Raw genomic sequence first — 17897 nt, forward strand, 5'->3', positions numbered from 1 at the left:
TAATCAAATTTGTTTACAAGTTGCCTTTATACAGCTAATACTTTTTTTCTAAGCAGCTTTTATAACAGCTTTTGAACCTATTCTAGTTTGTTTTATAGTTACCGGAGCCTTTATAGCTGCAATTATTATAATTGAAACTAGGCATAATATTCCTATAACCATGAAGGTAGGCTTGAAACCACCTGCAGCGGCAGATATAAATGATCCTGAAAGAGCACCTATTCCAAAACCTTGATAAATAATTCCGTAGTTTTTAGTTTGGTTTTTCAAACCGAAAAATTCACCTACTATAGGAGGGAATATCGTGATGTTTCCTCCAAAGCAAAAGGCTATCCCAGCAACACAAGCAAAGAAAATTCCAAAATTCAAATGTGCAAAACTTAATACAAATACGCTGATTGCAGTAAGTGTAAAGGTAAATGCTATTACTTTTAGTCTGCCTATTTTATCTGACAGTGCTCCTAAAATTATTCTTCCAGCAGTATTAAATATTGCTACCATTGCAACTGCATTTGCAGCTACAGCAGGGGTGAGACCAGCTAAGCTGACACCTATATCTTTTACAATTCCTATTAGATAAAGACCGCTCATGCATGCTGTAAAGAATATTATAAACAACATATATGCTTGCTTAGTCTTTAACATTTCTTTCACCGAATAGTTATGCCCTTCTGAAGCATTATTAGCTTTAACAGTTTTAATTGATGCATCCTTTAGTAATTGAGCACCTGTAAAAACTAAAGCTATTACAATAATCCCCCAATATAGAAATGCTGTAGAAACACCTTTTGAAGTTATTAATCCTGCATTTATATATTTAAAAATCAAGCTTCCTGTTCCATAAGCTCCAACTGATATACCTGAAATAAGCCCTTTTCTCTCTGGAAACCACTTTATACAATTAGTAAGAATAGTGATATATGCAATACCATCTGCGGCTCCAACAATCACACCAGCAGTAATATATAACATAGGTAATGAATTTACTTTAGATGTTAGTAAAAGACCAACTCCAAGTATTATTCCACAAATTGATACAAGCTTTCTAATCCCTAGCTTGTCTTGAAGCTTACCAGCAATTAATGTAGAAAATGCTAAAGCAAAGCTTGTAATAGAAAATGTCATGGATACCTTGCTTAATCCCCAGCCAAACTTATTAACAATAGGCTGATTAAATAAACTCCAAGTATAAATTGTCCCTAAACCAATCTGGGCAATTATTGTACCTAATACTATTAACAATCGTTTTTCTGGTGTGTTTTTCATTGTGAAGCCCTCCCTTTATTTTTTCTGTTAAAATAATGTTTATTTAAAACGTTTATCATTTTTGAAAACCTTTCCCTAATCTGATTCAAATTATATATCAAAGCAAAATAAAGAGATTAAATACTGAATGAAATGCAAAAAATAGTGCATAAAATGCATAGTTTCGACAACTAGTTACATAGCTTCATTACACAATGAACATTATCAATCTTTGTATAATTTATAACAAAAATGCAGCCTTCTAATTTTTTTCAATAAAAAAATCAGATGTGGCAAAACCTCATCTGATATAAATTTCAATTAAATATTCATAAGCTGTTTAAATTCCTTTAGATTGCTTCTGCTTACTGGCACTTCATAGTCAATATCTTGAAGCTTCAAGTTATAAGTATTGTTAAACCAAGGAATGATTTCTTTTATTTTAGTTATATTTACTATATAAGATCTATGACATCTAAAAAACTTATCCTTTGTCAAATTGTTATAAAACTCAGATATACTAAGATTTACCGAATACTCTTCCTTTTTAGTATAAACATAAGTTACTCTTTCTTTTGCTATACAATAATAAATATCATTCATATCCACAACTATTATCTTATCATTCTTCCATAAGTTTATCTTATCTGTAATACTTCCTTTTTTAGGAATTTCTTTTTGCTGTCCATAGCTCATTTCAAGCTTTTTAAGCATAGATATAATTCTAGTTTCTGAATAAGGTTTTAATATATAGTCAAAAGCTTCTATTTCAAAGGCCTCCGCAGCATGTTCTTTATACGCAGTTATAAATACTATTTGCGGCTTTTTAGCAAATTTACTAATACTTTTTGCAAGCAGAACTCCATCAAGTAAGGGTATGTTAATATCTAAGAAAATAACGTCCACTACATTTTCCTGCATAAATTTAAGCACTTCTATTCCATCTTCAAACTCATCCACAATATCTATACTGCTGTAATTTTTAATAAAATATTTAAGTTCTTCCCTTGCTAAAACTTCATCTTCAACTATTATTGCTTTCATATCCTTACCTCTTTATATAGAATTGTACCTTAGTTCCTTTATCAAGTCTTTCTATTATAAGCCCTTCTCCATAAATAAGTTTAAGCCTTGAATGTACATTATAAACTCCAATTTTGTTTTCAGGCATACTTCCATTATAAACTCTTTCTATAATTTCTTCGCTTATGCCGATACCGCTATCAACTATTTCTATTTTAACCTTTTCTTTTTCATCTTTTACATTGATTTTTACAGTTCCCCCGCCTTTACAGTTCAAAATGCCATGTACTATGGCATTCTCTACTAAAGGCTGTATTATAAGACTAGGAATCTTAATTTCCACTTCATCTATATCATAAACTACACTAAGCTTATTACCAAATCTAGCTTTTTCTATTTCTACATAATCCATAACTTGTTTTAGTTCTTTCTTTATATCTATAAACTCACCGTTTAACTCTAAATTATATCTTAAATAACTAGATAAGGTTGTTATAAGTTCTCTTGCCTTATCAGGATTTATTCTAATAGATGAAGTTATAGCGTTTAACGCATTAAATAAAAAATGGGGATTTATCTGAGTTTGAAGAGCTTTTATTTCCGCTTTATTTGCCATTTCCTTCATTTGTTCAATCTTAGACACTTCCATCAAAGTAGAAATAATCTGTGAAAGTCCTATTGCTAAAGTTTGTAAGGAATACGTTATTTTATACTCCTTTAAATAATATATCTTTAAAGCACCTATAATATCATTCTTTTCTTTAAGAGGTATTACAATAGCAGATTTTAACCTAGTACTCTTGTCACCAAGATCTTCATTTCTAATAATTATTTCTCCGCTGTTTATTGCTTTTTTAGTTACATCAGTAATTATTTCATGGCCAATATTATAGTATTCTTCCCCAACTCCTACATAAGCCAATATATACTTTGTATCAGTGATAGCTACTGCATCTGCTTGTATATCTTCTTTTATTATATTACATATTTTATTTAAAGAGTCGCTGTTTATATCTCTAAAATATGGAAGAGTCTTATTGGCAATATCCAGTGCTAATTTCGCCTGTTTTGCAGCTATCTTTTCTTTGTCGTCTTCAACGCTTTGAACCAGCAGAACAATAAATCCAACGCTGATTTGTCCCAAAATCATTGGGATAGCTATTTTAGATACTATATCATACCCTAAGGCATGAGGCTTACTTAATAGAAGTATAAGTGTCATTGTAATTGTCTCACTAAGCATACCTGCTGCTATACCTGCAATCCACCTATATTTTCTCTTAACCTTTTTATTTATATATCCGGAAACAACACCTGCTGCTATACTGCTTATAAGACAGGGTATTGAGGTTATGCCGTTTATATCTATGAGGTATCTGTGAACACCTGATATAAGTCCAGTTACTATTCCTACAATCGGCCCAAATATTATTCCTCCAGACACTATAGTAATGGTCCTTACATTTACTAAAGATCCTTCTACATTTAGTCCTGTATAAGTTGCTAGTACAGCAAATAAAGAAAACACTACACAAATAAAAACATAATCTTTTCTTTCGTAATTTTCTTTTATGAATATGTCTTTAAAGACTCTCATTCTTGTAATAATAAATAAACATATAAGAAGCAAGGTAGCTCTATCGACATATTGAACCAAAATAGTATATATATAATTCAACGTAAATCCACTTCTTTCTTTAGGCATCTTCAAAAAATAAGTCTTATACTGAAGTATTATGTATTAATTCTGCAAAAACATTCCTTTCAGGCTTCAAACAACTCAAAGCTAATGTAAAAAGGTTTTACTTTCAGCAAGTTATCATTTAATGCAGAATATAATTATTGCAAAGCAAAAGGCGCCCTATAGGACGCCATATCATTTTACATACTGTAGTAAAGGTTGTTTGTTGGATATTCCGGATCACTTGTAACATCTATATCCACTCTTCTGAAGGTTTCTTCATCGCTTCTTGCAAGGATAGCTGTTGAGTGAGCCTGACAGCCCTTTAGCATTGAAAGTTTTGATAAAGCGGCTTCAGCCATTGTATTTGTTGCTGCACATATGCTTAGCGCAATAAGCACCTCTTCACAACTTAATGCAGTGTTTTTACTGCCAAGATCTTTTGATTTTAACTTTATAATAGGCTCAAGTATAACAGGAGAAATTAAATGCATATCATCTGCAATATTAGCAAGATACTTGATGGCATTTATAACTACAGCCGCAGATGCCTCCATAGTTTCCGAGCTCTTTCCTGTTAAAATTGTTCCGTCAGGAAGCTCAAGTGCTACAACTGGACATGCTTCATTGTTTCCGCAAGCTTTCTTTAACTCTGCAGAACGCTCTCTTGCAGGCATAACAACCCTTCTGTCCTCCTGCTTTAAGTTAAGCTCATCTAAAATAAGCTTTATTCTTTGGAAGGTTTCCTTGTCCACATAACCCTTCTTATATTCACAGCCTACCTTAAAGTATCTTCTGATTATCTCTTGCCTTGAAGCTTCTTTAATAGCTTCATCATCAATTATTCCAAAGCCAACTCTGTTAACTCCCATATCTGTTGGAGATTTATAAACTGATTCTTTTCCTGTTATCTTCTCAATAATTCTCTTTAAAACAGGGAAGGTTTCAATATCACGATTATAGTTTACTGACACTTCATTATAAGCATCAAAATGGAAGGAGTCTATCATGTTAACATCCTTTAAATCTACTGTAGCAGCTTCATAAGCTGTATTTAACGGATGCTTTAAAGGTACATTCCACACAGGGAAAGTTTCATATTTTGAGTAACCTGCAGTAATCCCTCTTTTATTCTCATGATAAAGCTGACTTAAGCAGGTAGCCAGTTTTCCGCTTCCTGGCCCTGGTGCAGTTACTACAACTATTGGCTTTGTTGTTTCGATGTATGGATTTGCTCCATACCCCTCATCGCTTACTATAGCATCAACGTCTGCAGGATATCCTGGAATTGCCTTATGCTTATAAACCTTTATGCCTCTTCTTTCAAGCTTGTTAATAAACATAGTTGCAGCAGGCTGCCCATCATAACGTGTGATTACAACACTGTTTATATCAAGATCATAGCTTCTTAGATCATCTATAAGCCTTAGAACGTCCATATCATAGGTAATGCCAAAGTCTCCTCTTATCTTGTTTCTTTCAATATCTCCGGCATATACGCAGATAACTACTTCGAGCTTATCCTTTAGACTATGCAGCACCTTAATCTTTGCATTTTCATCAAAGCCAGGCAAAACTCTTTTGGCATGAAGATCAAACAGCAGCTTTCCACCAAACTCTATATAGAGCTTGTCGTAATTATTAACTCTTTCCAAAATAAACTTAGACTGTTCTTCTAGATATTTTTCATGATCAAATCCTTTTTTCATAGCTTCCACTCCTTCAATTATTTGCGATATTAATTTATATATAATGTCATAAAACTACATAATTCTTCAACCTTTTTATTATCCCACAAATATAGATGTAAGTAAAACAAAAATACCCTATAATATAGACCTTTTTAAGTGCCTATCTCATAGGGTAATTTTTATTTATGATTCGCCATACCATTTAATTCCTCGGCTAAATTAGAAACATCTGATACGCTGGCTGCCACTTCTTCAATTGCTGCTGACTGCTGCTCTGTTGTTTCAAGGGTTGCATTTGATGTTTCAATAGTTTTATTTACTGATTCCTGGATCTTACTTGTAAGGTCCATTATTCTTACAGCTGTTTCCTTTGAATTCTCGGACAGCTTTCTTATTTCGCTTGCAACTACTCCGAATCCTCTTCCTGCATCCCCTGCTCTTGCAGCTTCAATTGCTGCATTTAAACCAAGCATTTTTGTTTGGTCAGCTATGCTTTTAATGGAGTCTAATATTGTATTTATCTCTACGGAAATTTGCTTTACATTATTTATTTCATTATTTAAATTAAGCTGATTATTAGTAACATTTACTGAAGATGCACTTAACTCTTCTAATGTAGCAGATATTTGACTGAAATTTTCTGAAAGAGTTTTTGACATAGTACTTAATCTAACCCGTTCATAACCACCATTAGAAAGTGCATTTGCTACTATGAACAAAACTTCAGCTGCTGATCTTACATTTTCTTCTTTTGTCATATAAACATTATTTGCTGCTTTAACATAACCTTCAGGGTCCACACCAATTTCTGAGGCTGTTTTTCTAAATTTCTCTTCTTCAGGCTTGGAAGTTAGAATTTGTCCACCTAAAATTGTGCCTATTAAATGTCCATTAATTATTATCGGTGCCGCAAAGTCTATAAGCCCTGCATGACAGGTATAAATATATGGTCTTCCGGTTCTAGCTGCTTCTTCTCCGCCTTTCTTGTGAGATAATGCACATCTGTCGTCTCCACGCTTAGTAGAATGTGTAAAATCCATACAAAATTTTGTGTAGGAGCTTGGCCTAGTAACTGGGTTTCCTTGTCTATCCACTGTAACGCTTGCTATATTCATTCCTGTTGCGAAATTATCTTGAAAGGTTTGTAACAAACCAATATCTATTACATCACCGATTTCAAGTACGTCTAAGTCTAGATCTCCATTTTCTAATAACTTAATCAATGCAAAGCCCTCCAATATAAAATTATATTCTATGATTATTTTAATGAATAACAATGATATTGTTTAGGTGTGATATGATAACAATTATTTTAGGGTTCTGATCATATTTATGACATGTCCAAAAACTAAATTATTAGGAATTATTGATTTCTATTTTCTTAATCTTTAAAGCTTCTTTTTGCTAGCTAGACTACGGTGAAATATAGATTATTAAACGCTTACCAGTCTTACTAATATTATAATAGAAGTATTGAATACGTTCAATAAAAATTTTAAGTTTTCGTCAAATTTCTACTTTTTTCGAGCAACTTTATTAACCTAAAAATTGCTTTACGCAATTGCTTGAAAATCCTAAGGTTGAAATCTCAGCTTTCAAAAAGGACATCGATAAAATTATTAATCAAAGTATTTACATTTAAGTCTTTACGTATAATAAAGTTTATTGGAAGTTTATTATACTCATTAGATAACTCATGTGTATATACTTTATTGCTATCTTTAATGACACTCTTGGGCAAAAGAGAAATCCCCATTCCATCTGATACACACTTTAAAATAGCCTCTAGAGAATCAATCTCCATAACTCTGCTTAAATTTCCATTGTTAGCTATAACCCATTTTTCTAAAAGCACACGATAAGGGCAATTAATATCGTTTTTTATAATAATAGGCTTTTTTAATACTTCATCTACTTCTTTGATATCTGTAGAAGATACAATTGCTAGTTCTTCATTAAAAGTAAACACTGATTTAATATTCTGATGCGTAAATTGGCTATTTATAAATGCACCATCCAGTTCTCCATTTATAAGTTGTTCAATTAATCCCCTTTGATTATCTGTTTTTAATGATAATGATACATCGGAATATCTTTCAGAATATATGCTTAACCATTTTGGTACAATTGAAGCTGCTATTGTTTGAGTTGCACCAATTTTTAAATAGTTATTGTTATCATTATTTTTTAAAGCTTTCACAGCTTCATCTAGTATCCTAATAACTTGGTCTGCATAAACCAGCAGCTTTTCACCACCAGGGGTAAGTGAGACACCCTTGCTATGTCTTATTAACAGCTTAGTTCCAAGCTCATCTTCCAGTGTTTTTATGCGCAATGTTACATTTGATTGAACATATCCCATTTTTAAAGCTGCCTTAGAAATAGACCCTTCATATGCAACTACTTGAAATATTCTTAAATCATTACTTTCCATAGTTTTATTACCTTCTTTACTATGTATTAATCATAATTTTAACATATTTTTATTATTAGTACTCTCATTTATATTGATATTATTTTAATTAATATCTGCTATCATTTATAACTATTATTAATATTATTTAGATGGATATATAATGAATTTAAAGTTACTTAATTAATATAAAGGAGTGATTGTCAAATGATCGCAACACAATACAAAATTACACTTCCAAGTAATTATGACATGAACATAATCAGAGAAAGAGTAAAGAATAACGGTTATAAAACTGATGGATTTGAGGATTTAAAATTTAAACTATATTTAATAACAGAAAAAGGAGAAAACGACAGCTTGCAGAATAGCTATTCTCCTTTATATCTTTGGAAAGACAGCAATGGCCTAAATAAGTTCTTATTCAATGGTTTTTATGACAATATAATAACTTCTTTTGGATGGCAGCAAGTAAATATAGGAATACCTTTAATTGATACAACCACCGATAAAATTAAAAATATTAGATACCTGTTTGAAATTACAAGAGAAATCCAGCCACAAGAAAGCCTAAATAATTTCAAGGATAAAATAGAGCAGGATATTCCTAAAATTAATGATGCAGAATATATAGTTATTTATAATCCTGACAAATGGAAATATCATGTATTCTTCTTTATAGATGACTTAGGAAAAGTAAATGCAGAGAAAGGAACGATTTATAATATACTTCATATATCATGCTAAAAGCTTCATAATATTATACTTAAACGAGATCTTATAAGCCTCTACAGACGCTTTTTACTTTCGCTATATACATTAATATTAAGCGTTTATCTAGAAATAAAATTATTGAATTAAGCTGCTTGAAATAATTAAATTATAGAGCTATACTTATATCAGACACTTTTAAAAGTATCTGATATAAGTATAATGGAGATGATTTTGTGGCCGGCTTTACAGGCAAACCAAAGACCATGAAGGAAATTAATGTTGCTTTAATAAAAAATGAACTAAAGAAAATAGGCGCAGCTACTAGGGCGGAATTATCTGAAATTACAGGAATAAGCCAGACTACAGTGAGATCATTGCTTGAAGAGTTACTTCAAAATAACGAAGTGATTAGATTAGGCTTGGATAAATCCAGCGGAGGCAGAAGAGCCGAGAGGTATGCTCTGAACTTAGAGGAAAGTCTCGCATTAGCTTTTTATATTAGAGACAATTTTATTGAATATGTGATATCAAACCCTTTACGTGAAATCATTGAAAATGCAAGAGTTGAAATAGGCAGCACTGACTACCTTTATGAAATAGAAAAAATCCTTGATGATATTATGAAGAGTAAAAGCAATATTAAAGCTATAGGAATTGCAGTACCCGGTGTAGTAGATATAGAAAAGAGAAAATACTTATTCGGTAAAAACCTTAAGGTATGGGAAGAAAGCAATATTGGAGAATATATCGAGGAGAAATATAACATTCCTGTGGTTCTGGAAAATGATTTAAATGCTATGGCGTTTGGTCACAGTATATGCCTTATGGATAGGCTTGATGTGGATGATCTTCACATACTAAATATGATATATATACATTTTACTAAATCAGGAGTAGGATCAGGAATCATTTTAAACGGGGAGCTTATTCATGGCGGCAGTAATTTAGCTGGTGAGATAGGATTTATTCCATTAGGTGATGGACAATACCTAAATTCTTTTATAGAAAGCGAACCTGAGGATTATTCCTATATCGATACTGTTTCTCGAGTTATTGCAACCACTAACTGTGTGATTAATCCCGATTTGGTTGTTGTTGGCGGGGAGACATTTAGAGAGAACCTAATAAATCAAATTATAGAAAGATGTGAAACCTATATTGCAAATAAAGTCATGCCTGAAATACTCATAGCTGAAGACAGCAGAAGAGATTGCCTTACAGGTATTATTGAACTTACTATTAAGCTTATGTATTCAGGTGTGAAGCTAGTAGATAATACGAAACGCAATATTAACAGAGTTTAAAAGTCACGCTTTATTAAAAAATTAAATGTTTTCGGATGGAGGTTAAAGTCATAAATTATTCCTAGTTCGGCAAAAAGGAGGCGAAAACCCTAAATGGGTCTTTGCGGGCATTTACGAGCGGAAGCGAGTGGGCTTTTGCCCAGTGTTTCCGACTAAAAGGAGGAAAGTATGTACGACTATATTATATTCGATATTGATGGTACTCTTTTGGATACAGAGTTTGCAGTTCTTTCATCTCTCCAAAAATTAGTGTTTGAAGAGCTCAATAAAAATTTAAGTTTTGATGAATTAAGCTTTGCTCTAGGAATTCCAGGAGAAATTTCATTAAATAGGCTCGGAATAAGTAACGTTTCAGACTGCAATGTAAAATGGAATAAATACTTAATGGAATATTTTCATCATGTGAAAGTTTTTAATGGTATTAAAGATACTTTAATTAAGTTAAATGAAATTGGAATTTCAACTGGTATAGTTACTTCAAAAACTAGAGAAGAGTTTATAGATAACTTTCTACCATTTGAGCTTAATGATTTTTTTAACATAGTAGTTTGCGCGGATGATACAGAAAAGCATAAACCTAATCCAGACCCAATTTTAAAATTTATTGAACTTTCCGGTGCTGATAAATCAAAGGCAATATATATTGGCGATACTAAATATGATATGGATTGTGCATTGGGCGCTGGCATAGATTTTGCACTAGCGTTATGGGGTGCTAAATCATCAGTAGGAATTGATGCAAAATATATTCTTGAAAATCCTAAAGAAATATTAAAGCTTATAAAAGCTTAATTTACGTTCTTCTTATTAAGAGTCGTAAAGTAAAATATGACAAAACAAAGGCACCGTAAAATTCACTTTTGAATAATACGGTGCTTTAAATCAGTATGCTATTACCTTTTCCACATATCTTCAAGAAAAAAGTCAAATCGCACTATCGCTTTTTCAGGCTTTCCATCTATAATAAAGCTAACACAATAGAGTTTTTCCCTTGTAGTTAATTTTTCTATATCAGTCACTTGTCCACCAAGATTACTTATATGGTTATATATTTTTTTCTCACAAATCTTTGGGCTTACCACATACTCATATATTAGCAACGGTGTAAAAATTATAACTAAAAATATAAAGGCCATAGTATATACTCTCCTTATAAACACGAACTTAATTTTGTTCATATTATTTTGGAATCATTACAGAATATAAGAATTGCATTTAATAATAAACTTTATACTAAATTCTCATTATGGTCCTCATTTGCCGTTGTTTTTCTTATATTAAATTCGTCAATAAAGTCTTCTTTAAGTTCAATTGATGCTCTTTCTACACCATTTTTGATTGCAGCTAAAATAATTATAAACAAGCAAATCGGCCCTAATATTATTGCCATTATTGCTATAATTTCCACATCAACCACTCCTTTAGTGCAACATGATATAAATGCTAAATTCACTTTATATAATTATACCATATAATGTAAAATAATGCATCGCTATTGCTGTACCTATTACATATATGCATTCAATATAATGTTTCTATATTCGTTCAATAGAGGAAACTTATTGTATATTGCTATATTAATAATCTCATCTACAGGGTATGTAATGCTACTCCATTTCCATGAATATCAGATAAAACTGCTCCCTTCATAAAAATCCCCCTTAGTTATAATATACTTAATCTATTTATAACGTCTTGCTCTTGTACAATATGAGAACATTACAAATTAATTCTTAAATTTGGTTCTGCATTTTCTTACTGCTAACTATTCTTTTATTTGCCCAAATCTACGGTCTCTTTTAGAAAATTCATTTACTGCCTTTTTCAATTCTTCTTCACTAAAGTCAGGCCATAATATATCGGAAAAATAAAACTCAGTGTACGCCATCTCCCACAATAAGAAATTTGATAATCTTTTATCACCGCCAGTTCTTATAAACAAGTCTGGCTCAGGAATATCCCTTGTATCCAGATAAGATGAAAACTCAGCTTCAGTAATGCTATTCAAATGTTCTTTACATAAAAGAATTTTATTAACTGCTCTTACTATCTCATCTTTCCCACCATAATTTACAGCTAATTGCAAATTTAAGCCATTGCATTTTCTTGTTGCTTCTTCCATATCTTCTATCTTTTGAAGAATATCATTATCTAAGCCATTTCGATTTCCTATAATCCTAACACGCATGTCATTTTGAATACATTTATTCTTTTTATCTACTAAATACTTTCGAAATAGATTCATAATTCCATTAACTTCATCATTTGGTCGATTCCAATTTTCAGTTGAAAAGGCGTATACTGTAAGATATTTAATTCCAAGTTTATAAGAACTCTCGCAAATACTTTCAAGCCTTTTACTGCCCTCTAAATGTCCTATTTTACGCGGCATCAGTCTTTTTTTCGCCCATCTTCCATTACCATCCATCATAATAGCAACATGCTTTGGAATATTGTTATTTATTTTCTCCATCATTATCTATCCTCTTTTCAAGATACATTAATATGTTCTTTTAAGATATTTTGTTTGACTATTTCTTACAACTTCTAACCAATTAAAGCAATTATACCATATAATGCAAGATAGAAAATCATTATATTTATGCCTAAGGAAGGGCTTTTATTATTTAGCATTTTATTATTCAATTTCTAAAGATCACTGTTTGTTTTACTCTTCACTTATGTTATTACGCCATAGTTTTGTATTGGGAAACAAAAACACCGTAAAACTCAATTCTGAATAGTACGGTGTTTTAAATAAATATTCTATTTTTATGCTATTTTACAATATAAAAAAATAGCGTATTATTTAATTTTCTTTATATATTCAATTTCATCCTCATTTCTTGCAACTTCTATATACCCAAATTTTTTATATAAGTGTTGATTACCTACACTAAATACGGGTGTAGAAAGTTGCCACTCATTAATATGTGGATATATTTTTTCAACCAATTCCATTACTATATAACCATATCCTTTTCCTTGAAATGATGGTTCTATTACAAAATCTTCAAAGCGCATCTTACTATCATTCAAAGGAATAAGAAACAATGCACCTATAATTTGATTATCTAATTCAATCTTATAAGCAATAAATTTCTTTATAATATTAATTTCAGACTCCACCTTATCATATCCTGGGGGACCTCCATCTCTTCCTAAATATGTATTAATTTCTTTGTTGAATGCTTTTGTTTTTATATCAGTAATTAATTGAGCATCCTCAATTTTTGCCTTCTTTATCGCTAACAATCCCCATTCTCCTTTCAAATAAAAAGATTATATTAGTAATCCTAATTCGCTTTCATTTACAATTTCGAATTAATTATACCATATAATGTAAGACTGGGCATTATTGTGCTTATACTATAAAGAAATAATTTAATTATTTAACACCTTATTATTCAGTTTTCAAAGATCGTTCGTCTTATTTTCTACTAAGACTATTTCGAAATAGTTTCATAAAACGAACCAAAGGAGGTCAATAATTGACCTCCTTTAATGATTCCATAAAATCGGCAGTATTTTTTAACATAGCCTGAATTCAAACGCCGAAATAGAATTTTTTTTATGTTATCTCCTTAATAAACTTCCTTAAATGCTCCAAAAAAGCTGTAACATATTTACTATTTATAGAATGATGATTCTCAATAGCGTAAATAGTACGACTGCATTCCGGTTCACTAATTGTAAGAAGTACTGCATCCTTTGCTGTTAGCTTTCCCCAGGAGTGTTCCGGCCAGAAAGCAACCCCTAAGTTAGAGTCAATCAAATTACGAACCGATTCCTGATTATCACTTTCAAAGACAATCTTAGGTCTAAAGCCAGCTTGCTTACAAAAATCATCACATATATTTCTGAAGGGTCTCGCCTCAGAAAAGCTGATAAAGCCTTCCTGTTCTACCTGCTTTAAAGCTATGTTCTTTTGCGATGCATATTTACTACTGCTTGGAACTGCCAGCAATATTTTTTCCTTAACAAGTGGAATACCGCCTTTAGGAACTGCATCAAAACCTACACAGGAAATGCAAAGATCAAACTCTCTCTCATCCGCATGCTGCAATAAACGAAAATTCACTTCAGGAAATAACTTTTTGAAAGAAATGATTGATTTCGTAACCATTACAGAAACAGCAAGGATATTTAATTGTATAGTGTAAGAAGCTTGCTTCTCGGACTCTTTTAATTTAGCAGGCAATGAATCAAGTGTATTTATTATTGGAAGTAATTCACTTTGCAGGAGTCTGCCTGAAGCATTCAAGCGTATACTTCTGTTTTTACGGTCAAAGAGCTGCACTCCCATTTCCTCTTCAAGGTGCTTTATTGATTGTGACAAAGCAGGTTGTGCTATGTGCAGAGAATGTGCAGCCTTAGTCATATGCTCATATTCAGCAGCAGCAAGAAAATATTTTAGTTGAAGAATATCCATGTCATCCTCCATAAATCCATAAGCATTTTATTATCAATTTAATAAATATTATATATTTCTATTTATTAATAAACAACGTTATAATAAAAATATGATTATAAAAATAATAATTATTATAAAAGAATCAAGGTGATCCATTATGAAAGACAAAAAAGTTGATATAGAGATAACTGAAAAATTAGGCTTTGGAATGCTTCTTGCCTCAGCTGGCGGATTAATGGATGCTTATTCTTATACAGTCCGCGGAAAAGTATTTGCTACAGGCCAAACCGGTAATTTTGTGCTTGCTGCAGCTCAGTTAGTAGAAAAAAATTATATAGGATTTTTTCACGCTTTAGTTCCCATTGTAGCTTTCTGGGCAGGTATTTTTTCAGCATGGCATATATTTTATTCTATTTGCAAAGAAAAACAGCTTGCATGGAAACGTGGAATACTTGTATTTTCAATACTGATTTTATTTATTACAGGTTTTATTCCATTATCTTATTCAAATGTAATAGCTGATTCTCTTGTGGCTTTTGCTGCCTCTCTTCAGTACTGCGCATTTCGAAGATTTGGCACAAGTGAAAATTATGCCAATATATTTTGCAGCGGAAATATGCGTTCCTGCGCAGACAATTACTATAAAGGTATTGTAAGAAAAGATAAGGAAGCTTTAAGAAAGGCATATAGATATAGCTGCATTCTCCTTTCATTTTTCTTAGGAGCAGGCATAGGAGCCATAGAAGCAGGATTCTTTCACGAAAAAACAATATGGACTGCAGTTATAGTACTTTCCGTAGCATTGACAATTTCCTATGTATCAGATGTAAATGCACATAAAAATGCAGTTTTGACAAGCAAGGCATAGATATAAGATCTAATAACAAAGGGGGATGTAGCAAAACAGCCTAAACCTCTCGCGTGGTATTTGAATTCTATGAAACGTTCGCTTCGCAGATAAGACTAATAATTAAAAAATTTATAAATCCTAAATCCTATAAACTCGCTTTGCTCAGACAGTATAGGATTCTTAACGGCTTTATAAATTTTTTAATTAAAGTCTTATTGCTGCTTGCTCAAATGTTTCTACGTATTCAAATACCACGCTAGGTTTGGCTGTTTTGCTACATCCCTTATTTATTTGTTTTTATATACCTATCCTGCTTTTCATATATTCACAATACTCTATAGCAATTACAGGATCAAGCTCCATTTCTACATCTGAAATATAACATTTAAGCGCACTTTCTATTAACACCTTATATTTTTCATCAACATTTTTTATTCCCCATTCTCCGCCTTCTTTTTTGGAAAGCACCAAGCTATCTTGTACATAGGCAAGTACTCTGCAAAGATTCAAAACAATGTAAATAGGATTATGTGCTATATCATCTTTTGCATCCATGATGTCCTTTTTAATACTGTCCAAATACGCTTCTGAAGGAATATTTCCAAAAACCTCACTGATTGGTTTTCCGTATAAAGTAATACCTCTATTCTTTGTAATCACAAAGTGAGCTGCCAAGTCATGGTCTGTGCCCTTCATTTTTCTAATGTATTCCTCCGGATTGCTTCTATACCAATTCAAATGCATATTTGAAAAATGCAAATCAAAAGGTGTTGGATAAACAAAAATTTTACAGTGCTCACTCCTAACTATGCTCATTTCTATACCTTTAGAAGGAGCATTATCATTTAACTCAACAATAAAATCCATAAATCTCTTCTTCTGCAAATCTGTAATTGCGTTTTCCACAACAATTAAAATATCCAAATCACTTTTTATTTGATTGTAACATCCCATAGCCATAGAACCATGAAGATAGACTCCAACCAGGTTATTTTCAAAAATATTTGAGCTTTCCTTAACCAGTTTATCTAACAATTCTTTGTTTTCCATCATATCCCCCATATTAAATAGTTTTATCTTTTTGCGATGCGTTCTTTTACTTTAAAAGAAACCTTATTTAAACTAAATTGTAACACTTTTGATACTATTAGCAAGTGGTATCAATGTTAAAATATGGGTAATAATATATATTATCGGATAAGTGTATAGTAAAGGAAGGATGAGAATTATGAGAAAAAAAATATTAAATTTAGCACTAGCAATTATTTTCATAAGTACATTTTTTCTTGGATGCGGCAATGTAAATAGGCTTGCAGCTGAAAATAGCGGTATTGGCCTAATGAGTACAAATGACGGCACTGAACAAGGCATCCCATTTAAATGCGTTTATTCAGGGTTCTTAATTAACTATACAAATAAGATTGAGCAGGGATTTTTACCAAGGAATAATATAATCTTTGATACACAGGAAAAGTGGGACGCTTTTCAAAAAGAGTATCTTCATGATGACAGTGCAATTAATTATGTATTTAATTACCCTATAGATTTTACTAAGCAGTCCTTAATATATCACCCTATAGTTAGTGCAAAGCAGGGCGTTTATAGTACAGCAAATAAAATAACAAAAATTACAAAACAAAACAATGAATTAAAATATGATATTGAGGATATGAATATCAGTGTATCCAGCCTGCATGATACAGACTTTTTATTTGCATCAATTATTGCCATAGATAATGAATATCTCAAAGATATAAAAAAATAATACTTCATAGGTTTACATTTAGCTGAGAAAATCCTTCTTATATATTGAAAATAAAAATTATAAGGAGGATTTTATTATGGCAACATTATCAGGCAATGTAGTTTCAGGTACATCTCTAAAAACTAATAAGGGATTTGATACTGCAACAAGACTTACTGTACAAACTGCTCAAACCTTAGCAAACAACGGCTATTCGTTTTGCATAAGGTATCTTTCAAGGCAATCAGGTCAACAAAGTGGAGACTTAGACAACACTGAGGCTGGCGCAATTTTACTTACAGGTCTTGCTCTCATGGCCGTTCAACACTGTGAAGGTGGATATTGGATCGCAAATGGCTCTAAAGGTACTACTTATGGTGCAAACGCAGCTGCAAATGCTCAGTCAATTGGTCTTCCTAAAGGTGTTACTTTATGGCTTGACCTAGAACAGGTTTCATCCAGCTGCAGCTCAACTGATATTATTGCTTATTGCAATAATTGGTATGATCAGGTTAATGCTTCTGGCTATGAGCCTGGAATATATGTAGGTGCTAACTGCGGACTAACAGGTACTCAGCTGTATAATAATCTTAAATTCCAACACTACTGGAAGTCTATGAGTACAGTTCCAAGCATACCTACAAGAGGCTATCAAATGACTCAATCTGCAACAACAACAGTAGGAGGTATCTCTATCGATCCTGATACAATTACTGCTGATAGTCTTGGTGGAACCCCGCACCTCATTTATCAGCCGGGAACTAATGTATAGAGTATTATAATTTATGAAAAAAGCTGCTGCACTAACTAATTAATTA

18 protein-coding genes are annotated in these 17897 nt (G+C 31.9%); 6 read left to right on the plus strand and 12 right to left on the minus strand.

The features are described 5' to 3' along the window. Window positions 1–48: 48 nt before the first annotated feature. The 6 genes from JK636_RS00625 to JK636_RS00650 form a co-directional block, all read right to left on the minus strand. Window positions 49–1266 carry an L-lactate MFS transporter gene (locus JK636_RS00625; RefSeq protein WP_202746901.1) on the minus strand — a complete coding sequence of 406 codons (1218 nt, stop codon included), beginning with the start codon at window positions 1264–1266 and terminating at the stop codon, window positions 49–51. Window positions 1267–1566: 300 nt separating this feature from the next. Beyond that, entirely contained in the window at window positions 1567–2289 is a 723-nt protein-coding gene (locus JK636_RS00630) for a LytR/AlgR family response regulator transcription factor (RefSeq protein ID WP_202746902.1), read from the minus strand. A 4-nt stretch (window positions 2290–2293) separates the two neighbouring features. After that, window positions 2294–3973, minus strand: a complete 1680-nt coding sequence (locus tag JK636_RS00635; RefSeq protein ID WP_274601585.1) for a sensor histidine kinase — start codon at window positions 3971–3973, stop codon at window positions 2294–2296. Window positions 3974–4149: 176 nt separating this feature from the next. Beyond that, the gene (locus JK636_RS00640) at window positions 4150–5658 is read right to left on the minus strand and encodes a DUF1846 domain-containing protein (RefSeq protein WP_202746904.1); all 1509 of its coding nucleotides are present in this window, start codon (window positions 5656–5658) and stop codon (window positions 4150–4152) included. A 161-nt stretch (window positions 5659–5819) separates the two neighbouring features. Then, a complete protein-coding gene (locus tag JK636_RS00645) occupies window positions 5820–6863 on the minus strand; it encodes a PocR ligand-binding domain-containing protein (protein ID WP_202746905.1) in 1044 nt (347 codons plus the stop codon). A 365-nt stretch (window positions 6864–7228) separates the two neighbouring features. Further along, window positions 7229–8074, minus strand: coding sequence for a LysR family transcriptional regulator (locus JK636_RS00650; RefSeq protein WP_202746906.1), 846 nt, complete (start codon window positions 8072–8074; stop codon window positions 7229–7231). Window positions 8075–8260: 186 nt separating this feature from the next. Here JK636_RS00650 and JK636_RS00655 point away from each other — a divergent pair, with 186 nt between their 5' ends. From JK636_RS00655 to JK636_RS00665, 3 genes are all read left to right on the plus strand, one after another. Further along, complete coding sequence (locus JK636_RS00655; RefSeq protein ID WP_202746907.1) at window positions 8261–8800, plus strand: DUF4865 family protein; 540 nt, start codon at window positions 8261–8263, stop codon at window positions 8798–8800. A gap of 200 nt (window positions 8801–9000) precedes the next feature. Beyond that, on the plus strand, window positions 9001–10071 hold the full coding sequence (locus tag JK636_RS23475) for an ROK family protein (protein ID WP_202746908.1): 1071 nt from the start codon (window positions 9001–9003) through the stop codon (window positions 10069–10071). Between the two features lie 168 nt (window positions 10072–10239). Further along, complete coding sequence (locus JK636_RS00665; RefSeq protein ID WP_202746909.1) at window positions 10240–10863, plus strand: HAD family hydrolase; 624 nt, start codon at window positions 10240–10242, stop codon at window positions 10861–10863. A gap of 101 nt (window positions 10864–10964) precedes the next feature. Here the strand turns inward: JK636_RS00665 and JK636_RS00670 are convergent, their stop codons facing one another. From JK636_RS00670 to JK636_RS00690, 5 genes are all read right to left on the minus strand, one after another. Then, a complete protein-coding gene (locus JK636_RS00670) occupies window positions 10965–11207 on the minus strand; it encodes a hypothetical protein (protein ID WP_202746910.1) in 243 nt (80 codons plus the stop codon). Window positions 11208–11299: 92 nt separating this feature from the next. Further along, window positions 11300–11479 (minus strand): hypothetical protein, encoded by a 180-nt coding sequence (locus JK636_RS00675; protein ID WP_202746911.1) that lies wholly within the window; start codon window positions 11477–11479, stop codon window positions 11300–11302. 357 nt (window positions 11480–11836) lie between these two features. Then, window positions 11837–12547: an isoprenyl transferase gene (locus JK636_RS00680; RefSeq protein WP_338025708.1), complete on the minus strand. Its 711-nt coding sequence runs from the start codon at window positions 12545–12547 to the stop codon at window positions 11837–11839. 329 nt (window positions 12548–12876) lie between these two features. Then, on the minus strand, window positions 12877–13326 hold the full coding sequence (locus JK636_RS00685) for a GNAT family N-acetyltransferase (protein WP_202746912.1): 450 nt from the start codon (window positions 13324–13326) through the stop codon (window positions 12877–12879). Window positions 13327–13642: 316 nt separating this feature from the next. Then, window positions 13643–14503 (minus strand): LysR family transcriptional regulator, encoded by an 861-nt coding sequence (locus JK636_RS00690; RefSeq protein WP_202746913.1) that lies wholly within the window; start codon window positions 14501–14503, stop codon window positions 13643–13645. Between the two features lie 139 nt (window positions 14504–14642). Here JK636_RS00690 and JK636_RS00695 point away from each other — a divergent pair, with 139 nt between their 5' ends. Further along, window positions 14643–15353: a YoaK family protein gene (locus tag JK636_RS00695; protein WP_202746914.1), complete on the plus strand. Its 711-nt coding sequence runs from the start codon at window positions 14643–14645 to the stop codon at window positions 15351–15353. 279 nt (window positions 15354–15632) lie between these two features. Here JK636_RS00695 and JK636_RS00700 read toward each other — a convergent pair whose 3' ends face one another. Continuing rightward, complete coding sequence (locus tag JK636_RS00700; protein WP_202746915.1) at window positions 15633–16385, minus strand: aminoglycoside adenylyltransferase domain-containing protein; 753 nt, start codon at window positions 16383–16385, stop codon at window positions 15633–15635. A 178-nt stretch (window positions 16386–16563) separates the two neighbouring features. On the opposite strand from JK636_RS00700, the gene JK636_RS00705 reads away from it, so the two are divergent. Both JK636_RS00705 and JK636_RS00710 read left to right on the plus strand, forming a co-directional pair. After that, window positions 16564–17100, plus strand: coding sequence for a hypothetical protein (locus tag JK636_RS00705; protein ID WP_202746916.1), 537 nt, complete (start codon window positions 16564–16566; stop codon window positions 17098–17100). A 76-nt stretch (window positions 17101–17176) separates the two neighbouring features. Then, window positions 17177–17851: a DUF1906 domain-containing protein gene (locus JK636_RS00710; protein WP_202746917.1), complete on the plus strand. Its 675-nt coding sequence runs from the start codon at window positions 17177–17179 to the stop codon at window positions 17849–17851. Window positions 17852–17897 lie beyond the last annotated feature (46 nt).

The organism is Clostridium rhizosphaerae, from assembly GCF_016765585.1.
Taxonomy (GTDB): domain Bacteria; phylum Bacillota; class Clostridia; order Clostridiales; family Clostridiaceae; genus Clostridium_AT; species Clostridium_AT rhizosphaerae.